This is a genomic window from Promicromonospora sp. NPDC060204, assembly GCF_042728455.1.
GTDB lineage: Bacteria > Actinomycetota > Actinomycetes > Actinomycetales > Cellulomonadaceae > Promicromonospora.
Genome location: NZ_JBHWZO010000269.1, coordinates 1 through 8,021, shown reverse-complemented (window position 1 = coordinate 8,021; position 8,021 = coordinate 1). Strand labels below are relative to the sequence as shown.

Here is an 8,021-nt window from a genome sequence, read left to right as displayed (position 1 = left end):
GCCCGGAATCGCACTGATTACGGGCCCAATGACGGGGTAGAAGCGCACCTCGCTTGGGCGGGTACCGGGTCGGGGCCGAGCACCTCGACCGTGTCCTCGGCTGGTGCGCGAAGGCGGACATCGGCGCGGTGAGCGTGTACGTGCTGTCGGCCGACAACATCACCAAGCGGGACGACGAGCAGGTGAGGTTCCTGTTGGGCCTGCTCGGGACCCTGATTCCCGAGCGCATCCGGCGCCCGGACGGGGTGTGGGAGCTGCATGTCGCCGGGAACCTCGACCTGGTACCGGACGCGACGGCGCGCGTGCTCAAGGAGGCCGTCGCCGCCACTCGCGGCCGCGCCGGCCGGCTCGTGGGTTCGGTACGTTCCGTCGGTCTGACGGCTGTGCCGGTCGAGCCTGACTGGCTGGACGTCACCGCACCAGGTTTGAGCAAGGCGACGGCCCTGGAGAAGGTGCGGGCCAACCTCGGTGTGCTACCGACCAGGACGGTTGCGATCGGCGACGGCGAGAACGACCTGGAGATGCTGCGCTGGGCCGCCCGCGGCGTGGCGATGGGGCACGCGCCCGCGACGGTGCGCGCGGCGTCGGACACCGTCACCGGGACGCTCGACGAGCACGGCGCCGCCACCGCGCTCGACGAGGTCCAGATGGCTGGCCTGCCTCAGTAGGCCCGGAAGGTTTCGACCGTCCTCGACCCGCTGCCCGACAGCCACCACCGGCCGCCGCCGATCATCCGGATGTCGACGTCGAGCTCCAGGTCACGGACCGCCCAGGTCCCTGGTCCTCCGGCGCGGGCGTAGTCGGACGGGAAGATGTAGACACGCTCGGAGAACGTGGCGTTCCGGTCCGGCTTGCTGCCCTTGCGGATGCGTTTGAGGTCGGCGTGGAAGGAACCCGCCGTCCCGTCGTGGCTGCCCAGGCTGAACCCGACGTCACCGCCCGCCAGGAGCTTGTGGTTGCACCGCACCTTGCCCTTCACGGTCACATAGCCGGGCAGGTTCTTGGCCCCGACGGGGCGGACATCCACGCGGCAGCGGGCCTGCACGGAGCGGTCCTGCGCCGGTATGTAGTAGGTGTCGGTGACGACGAGGTCGTTCTCCCATGCCGCGGCGCTCGCGGGCGCGGCGGTCACGGACGCACCGGCGAGGGAGAACGCGCCGGCAAGGGCGGCGGCCCAGTGCCTCAGCCGTTTCTGGTGCTTCTTCTGCCGCATGACTACCTCCATGAACCAGGTCGGCATGTATCAGGTCGGCACTACCAGGCCTACTGCGGACGGCGCACGGGCGCCACGTGGCGGCGTGGCGCGGGGCAGAAATCACCCGTCGGCAGAGCGCCCCGTAGGCTCTGCCACCGTGGCCCTCCTCGACGACGCAGCCCTGATCCAACCCGACCTCGTCGCCCTGCGACGGCGCATCCATCAGGACCCTGAGATCGGCCTGCACCTGCCGCGAACGCAGGCGGCCGTGCTCGAAGCCCTCGACGGCCTGCCGCTGGAGATCACCACCGGCACGGGCCTCAGCTCCGTCGTCGCCGTCCTGCGCGGGGACCGCCAACCCGCGGGGCAGGGGCCCACGGTGCTGCTGCGCGGCGACATGGACGCCCTGCCCGTGGTCGAGGACTCGGGCGAGCCGTTCGCCTCGACCAACGGCGCGATGCACGCGTGCGGGCACGACCTGCACGTGGCCGGCCTGGTCGGCGCGGCCCGCCTGCTCAGCGCCCGGAAGCACGAGCTCGCGGGCAACGTCGTCCTCATGTTCCAGCCCGGCGAGGAGGGCCCCGGCGGCGCGCTCCCGATGATCACCGAGGGCGTCCTGGACGCCGCCGGCACCCCGGTGGACGCCGCGTTCGGGATCCACGTCACCGGCCTGTACGACAAGGGGCTGTTCGTCTCCCGGCCCGGCCCCGCCTGGGCCGGCGTCAACATCCTGGACATCACCGTGCACGGCCGGGGCGGCCACGGCTCCTCGCCCTGGATGTCCGTGGACCCCGTGCCGGTCGCGGCCGAGATCGTGCTGGCGCTGCAGTCCTACGTGACCCGCCGTGTCAGCGTGTTCGACCCCGTCGTGATCACCGTGGGCCAGCTCCACGCGGGCACGGCCTCCAACGTCATCCCGGACACGGCGGAGCTCAACGCATCGGTGCGCACCCTGTCGGACGCGTCGCTGGCCCAGCTCACGGCCGAGCTCCCGCGGCTGGTCCAGGGCATCGCCTCCGCCCACGGCTGCACCGCCGACGTCGTCCTCGAACCGGAGTACCCCGTGACGGTCAACGACGCGGGCATGTGGGACCACGCCCGCGCCGTCCTGACCGGCCTGTACGGGCCCGACCGGGTCGTCGAGCGGCCCGAACCGATCATGGGCGCGGAGGACTTCTCCTACGTGCTCCAGCGCGTGCCCGGCTGCTTCGTCCAGCTCGGCGCGCGGCCCGACGACGTCCCCGCCGACGCCGCGCCGTCCAACCACTCCGCCAGGGTCCGGTTCGACGACTCCGTGCTCGGCGAGCAGGCGGCGGCGCTCGCGGAGCTGGCCGTCACCACCCTGACGAAGCTCGGGACGACGGCGCCCGCGTGACCGTCCGGCCCGGGACGCCCAGGGCGTGGCGCGCGAGGGTGTCGAGCACGGTGATGCCGTCGGCCGACAGCACCGACTCCAGGTGCCCCTGCACCGACGCCACGCCCGGGCCGCGCAGCGCCGTCAGCACCCCGTCCGAGTCGACGGACGGCTCCAGCGCGAGCCGCGCCACCGGGTTGTCGGCGTCGGCGGCGGAGACCGTCGTCAGGTGCGCGCCGAAGGTGTTGTAGTAGCCGACGGCGGCCGTGGTGCCGAACACGTCGGCGTCCAGCCGCACACCCTGCCGCGGCGCGGGCAGCGCGCGCAGCGGGAAGCCGGACAGGCCCGCGAGCACCTGGTGGCTCAGGCAGACGGCGAGCAGCGGGCGGCCCGCCGTGACGCGCTCCAGGATCCGGCGCGTGAGAGCGGCGATGCGCGGGTCTTCCTGGTCGCGCGGGTCGCCCGGGCCCGGGCCGAGCACGACCAGGTCGTCCGCGAGCACGTCCGTGACGGCGTCCCACCGGACCACCCGGGCGTTCATGCCGAGGTGGCCCAGCTGGTGGGCGAGCATCGTCGTGAACTGGTCCTCGTGATCGACCACGAGCACGTCCCGGCCGGCCAGCGGCGACTCCCCGGCGGATTCGAGGAACTCGCGGCCCGACGCCGTCGCGGCGGGTGCGCCGGGCACGCCGGGCGCGGCGGGCCCGGCAGGCGCGGCGTCCTGCGGCCGCACCCAGAACTCGGCGAGCTGGTGGTTGCGCGCCGTCAGCGCCTCCGCGACGCCGGGCTGCGCGTTCAGGTCGACGACGGCGTCGGGCCCCGCGCCCCGCGGGACCAGGCCGAGCGAGGCGAGCACCCCCGCCGCCTTGGCGCGGGTCTCGGCCACCTCGTGCTCTGGCACCGAGTGCCGCACGAGCGTGGCCCCGGCCGGGACGGACACGCGGCCGCCCGCGTGCAGGTACGCGGTGCGGATGAGGATCGGGGCGTCGAGGGAGTAGCCCGCGGGGTCGCCGGGAAGATCGGCCCCCGCCTCCGGCTCGAACAGCGCCAGGAACCCCGAGTAGTAGCCGCGCGGCCGAGTCTCGTGCCGGGCGATGACGGTGCAGGCGTTCTCCATGGGCGACCCGGTCACGGTCGGCGCGAACATCGTCAGCCGCAGCGCGTCGCGCGGGTCCACGGTGGTGCGCCCCTCCAGCAGGTACTCGGTGTGGCTGAGCCGCGCCATCTGCTTGAGGTACGGGCCTACGATCCGCCCGCCGTCCGGGCAGAGCGCGCTCATCATCTTCATCTCCTCGTCGACCACCATGAAGAGCTCCTCGTTCTCCTTGGTGTCGGCCAGGAAGTCCAGGACACCCTCGCGCGTGGGGCCCGACGCCGGGTGGCGGTAGGTGCCGCTGATCGGGTTCATCCGGGCCACGCCGTCGTCCAGGGTCAGGTGCCGCTCCGGGGTCGCGCCCGCCAGGGACACGTCCTCCGCGGCCGGGCCGACGACGGGCGCGGTGCCGCCCCGCGACGTCGCGGGCGCCGGCACGTGGATCGCGAACGTCCAGTACGAGCCGACCTCGTGCGTGAGCAGCGCGCGGAACCACGACGTCAGGGTGCGCACGGGGGCGGCGTCGGTGCGGGCCTCGAAGCTGCGCATCACCACGAAGTTGGCGCCCGCGCCCTGCCCGATCTCGTCGTCGATCACCCGGCGCACGATGCCCGCGTACTCGTCGTCGGGGATGTCGAAGCCGAGCGGCTCGGCGGCCACGGGCTCGGGCGGCAGCGCGGCGAGGGCCTCGGACAGTGCGACGCGCTCCGACGCGCGCACGACGAGGCAGCGCAGCGGGACGCCGTCGTCCTGCACGGTGAAGCCGCGCTCGCGGGCCTGGCGGTAGGGGACGACGGCGAGCACCGGCGCGCCGTCGAGCGGGATGTCGCGCAGCAGGTCGGCGTCGACGACCTCGCCGGTCAGCACCTCGACCTCGGTGCCGCCGTGGCGGCGCAGGAGCGCGAAGGGGAGCGAGCCGTCGGAGGCCAGGACCCGGTCCAGGAGCGGGTGCCGGCCGGTCGAGCCAGGGTGGAGGGACATGCGGAGCCTCTCGGTTCGGGGTGCTCGCCCGGAACCGGGAGTCTCGTGGGGGAACACGAAACGACCGCCTCGGGCGAGGCGGTCGTGGACGTGTGTGGATGCGTCGCGAGCCCGCCTAGTCGGCGGGCCACCAGTCCAGGCAGATGCGGGGCGACGTCATGGCCGGAACGTTAGCCGGGCGGGGGCGGTGGTGTCCACAGGTACCGCGACCTCGGCCAGATCGTGGACAGTAGGGTCACGGCATGAGCGATTTCCTGGCCATGGACGCGGTCACGTACATCGCCGCCGGACGGAGGATCCTCGACGGCGTCTCGCTCCGGGTCGGTCCGGGCCGGCGCGCCGGGATCATCGGCGAGAACGGCACCGGCAAGACCACCGCCCTGCGGCTGCTCGCCGGGGTGATCGACCCGCACGCCGGGCGGGTCGACCGGCCCGCCGACGTCGGGTACCTGGCGCAGGAGCTGGCCTTCGACCCGGAGGCGACCGTCGGCGAGGTGGTCGCGGACGCGCTGTCCCCGGTGCAGGACGCACTCGACCGGCTCGACGACGCCGCCGAGCGCCTGGCCGCCGCGCCGCCGGACGGGACCGACTACGGGGCGGCGTCCCAGGCCTACGCCGACCGGCTCGCGCAGGCCCAGCGGACGGACGTGTGGAACGCGGAACGCCGGACGGCGCAGGTCCTGCGGTCGCTCACGCTCGACACGATCCCCGCCGACCGGACCCTGGGCACGCTCTCGGGAGGGCAGCGGGGCCGGCTGGCGCTCGCGGCGCTGCTCCTGCGGCAGCCCTCCGCGCTCGTGCTCGACGAGCCGACCAACCACCTCGACGAGGCCGCGATCTCGTTCCTGGAGGAGTACCTGCGCGGCTTCCCCGGCGTCGTCGTGCTGGCGAGCCACGACCGTGCCCTGCTGGACGCGGTGTGCACGGACCTGATCGATCTCGACCCGTCCGCGACGGGACCGGTCGCGTTCGGCGGCGGGTACTCGGCGTACGTCGAGCACAAGCGGGCGGCACGTCGGCGGTGGGAGCAGCGCTACCGCGAGGACCAGGAGGAGCTCGAGCGGCTGGCCCTCGCGGTCATCGAGGTGGCCCCCGACGTCGCACCGGACCGGCTGCGCCGCGACTCGGAGAAGATGGGTTACGGGCACCGGGCCGGCCGGGTGCAGAACCAGGTGGCGCGCCGGGTGCGGGACGCCCGGCGGCGTCTCGTGGAGCGTGCGCGATCGGCGGTGGCCGCGCCGCCCCCGCCGCTCCGCCTGAGCGCGCCGCCGGTCGCGCTGCCGGCCTCCGACGGGCCGCTCGTCGAGCTGGCCGACGTCGAGGTGCCGGGCCGGCTCCGCGTCCCGCGACTCGTCGTCGAGGCGGGGGAGAAGCTGCTGGTCACCGGCCCCAACGGGGCCGGGAAGTCGACGCTCCTCGGCGTCATCGCCGGGGCGGTCGACTACGCCGGCGGTCTCCGGCGGCGGCCGGACGCGGCGATCTCGTTGCTCCCGCAGGACACCGTGTTCGAGCGCCCCGAACGGTCGGCCGAGCAGATCTATCTCGACACGCTCGGCGAGCACGGGGCCGAGCGGACGCCGCTGGCGGCCCTCGGGCTGCTGACGGCACGCGAGATCGGCACGCCCGCCGGCGAGCTGTCCGTCGGGCAGCGCCGCCGACTGGCGCTCGCGCTCGCGTTCGCCGACCCGCCGCACCTGCTGCTCCTGGACGAGCCCACGAACCACCTGTCCCCGATGCTCGTCGACGAGCTGGAGGAGGCCTTCGCGCAGGCGCCCGGCGCGATCGTCGTCGCAGGGCACGACCGGCTGATGCGATCCAGGTGGCCGGGCCGCGTGTTCTCCCTGGCCGACACCCCGCGCCCGGTGGGAAGCACCCGGTAGGAGACGGGCAGCGTCGAATCGTCCAGGCCCCGCCGCGCAACTCCCCATTCCGGAGGACGGCGGCCGGCCCTACGGTCGGGGCCATGATCACCGTCGATCGGCACCGGACCAGCGCTACCGCGAGGCCCCGGCCGCACCGCAGGAACACACCGGCACGCACCCTGCTCGCGCTCGGCGGGACGGCGACGCTGCTCGCCCTCTCGGCGTGCGGCGCGGGAGGGTCAGGGGACGGCGACGCCGCCACCGGGACCATCCAGTGGTGGACCTGGGACGACAAGCAGGCCGTGTCGTGGGGCAAGTGTGTCGAGCCGTTCGAGCAGGCCAACCCCGGTATCGAGGTCAAGGTGCAGCAGTACGCCTGGGACGACTACTGGACCAAGCTCACCGCGGGCTTCGTGGCCGGCAACGCCCCGGACACGTTCATGGACCACACCTCCAACTACCCCGAGTTCGTGGACCAGGGGCAGCTCCTCCCGCTCGACGACCTGATCGAGGAGTTCGGGTACGACGTCGGGCAGCTCGGCGTCGGCGTCGACACCTGGACGTACAGCGACGGCGCCACCTACGGCCTGCCGAAGGACTGGGCAACGGTCGGCTTCTTCTACGACAAGGCGAAGCTCGCCGACGCCGGCCTCACCGAGGACGACGTGCAGAACATGACCTGGAACCCCGACGACGGCGGTACGTTCGAGAAGGTCGTCGCCCGCCTCACGGTCGACGAGAACGGGGTGCGTGGCGACGAGCCGGGCTTCGACAAGGACAACGTGGCGACCTACGGGATCAACAGCCTCGGGTCGAACGGGATCAACGGGCAGGACACCTGGGCCAACTTCGCCTCGACCACCGGCTGGGAGCTGGGCGACAAGGACAGCTTCCCCACCACGTTCCAGTACGAGGACGAGCGGTTCGTGAAGACCGCGAAGTACCTGCGCGGCCTGGGGGAGCGCGGCCTGTCGCCGGTCGAGGGGCAGTTCACGCTCGGCCCGGCCGAGCAGCTCGGCACGGGGAGCGTCGCGATGGTCTCGGGCGGGTCCTGGTACGCGACGACGTTCTTCGCGCTCGACGGCGTCGACGTCGGCATCGCGCCCTCCGTGCAGGGCGCGGACGGGCAGCGCGCCGGGCTCTCCAACTCGAACGCGGACTCCGTCTGGGCGGGCACCAAGCATCCCGAGGCGGCGTTCAAGTGGGTCGCCTACATGAACTCGCCGGAGTGCCAGGACGTCGCCGGTGTCGACGGGACGTTCTTCCCGTCGATCGACTCGTCGATGGAGAAGACCCAGGCGGCCCTGCTCGACCAGGGGATCGACGTGGCGCCCTACACGCAGCAGTTCGTGGACGGGACGCTGTTCGAGACGCCGGTGTTCGCCGGCGGCCAGAAGATGGGCTCGGCGATCAGCCCGCTGATGGAGGGCTACTTCACCGGGCAGCGCGAGGACGACGTCTTCGCGGAGATGGACGAGCTGAGCAAGGAGATCCTCGCGGAGTAGGTCCCGCGCGGAGAGAACGGCCGGCCCGGGC

The 8,021-nt window shown here is 73.3% G+C and carries 6 protein-coding genes and 1 pseudogene; 5 read left to right on the top strand and 2 right to left on the bottom strand.

Annotated elements, in window-relative coordinates; all coding sequences use genetic code 11:
* Positions 1–50 precede the first annotated feature (50 nt).
* Positions 51–326, top strand: a pseudogene (locus ACFWEJ_RS24475) (undecaprenyl diphosphate synthase family protein); the annotation flags it as partial.
* Positions 303–668, top strand: a complete 366-nt coding sequence (locus ACFWEJ_RS24470; RefSeq protein WP_377231788.1) for an HAD family hydrolase — start codon at positions 303–305, stop codon at positions 666–668. The pseudogene ACFWEJ_RS24475 and the gene ACFWEJ_RS24470, both read left to right, overlap by 24 nt.
* On the opposite strand, the gene ACFWEJ_RS24465 is transcribed toward ACFWEJ_RS24470, so the two are convergent.
* On the bottom strand, positions 662–1,213 hold the full coding sequence (locus ACFWEJ_RS24465; RefSeq protein ID WP_377231787.1) for a hypothetical protein: 552 nt from the start codon (positions 1,211–1,213) through the stop codon (positions 662–664). The two genes, ACFWEJ_RS24470 and ACFWEJ_RS24465, sit on opposite strands and share 7 nt — an antisense overlap.
* Before the next feature lie 139 nt (positions 1,214–1,352).
* Here ACFWEJ_RS24465 and ACFWEJ_RS24460 point away from each other — a divergent pair, with 139 nt between their 5' ends.
* On the top strand, positions 1,353–2,570 hold the full coding sequence (locus ACFWEJ_RS24460) for a M20 family metallopeptidase (protein WP_377231786.1): 1,218 nt from the start codon (positions 1,353–1,355) through the stop codon (positions 2,568–2,570).
* Here ACFWEJ_RS24460 and ACFWEJ_RS24455 read toward each other — a convergent pair.
* Positions 2,530–4,623, bottom strand: a complete 2,094-nt coding sequence (locus ACFWEJ_RS24455; protein WP_377231785.1) for an anthranilate synthase family protein — start codon at positions 4,621–4,623, stop codon at positions 2,530–2,532. The two genes, ACFWEJ_RS24460 and ACFWEJ_RS24455, sit on opposite strands and share 41 nt — an antisense overlap.
* A 242-nt stretch (positions 4,624–4,865) precedes the next feature.
* Between ACFWEJ_RS24455 and ACFWEJ_RS24450 the strand changes: the two genes are divergently transcribed.
* Positions 4,866–6,503 carry an ABC-F family ATP-binding cassette domain-containing protein gene (locus ACFWEJ_RS24450; RefSeq protein ID WP_377231784.1) on the top strand — a complete coding sequence of 546 codons (1,638 nt, stop codon included), beginning with the start codon at positions 4,866–4,868 and terminating at the stop codon, positions 6,501–6,503.
* A gap of 83 nt (positions 6,504–6,586) precedes the next feature.
* Entirely contained in the window at positions 6,587–7,990 is a 1,404-nt protein-coding gene (locus ACFWEJ_RS24445) for an ABC transporter substrate-binding protein (RefSeq protein WP_377231783.1), read from the top strand.
* Positions 7,991–8,021: the final 31 nt, after the last annotated feature.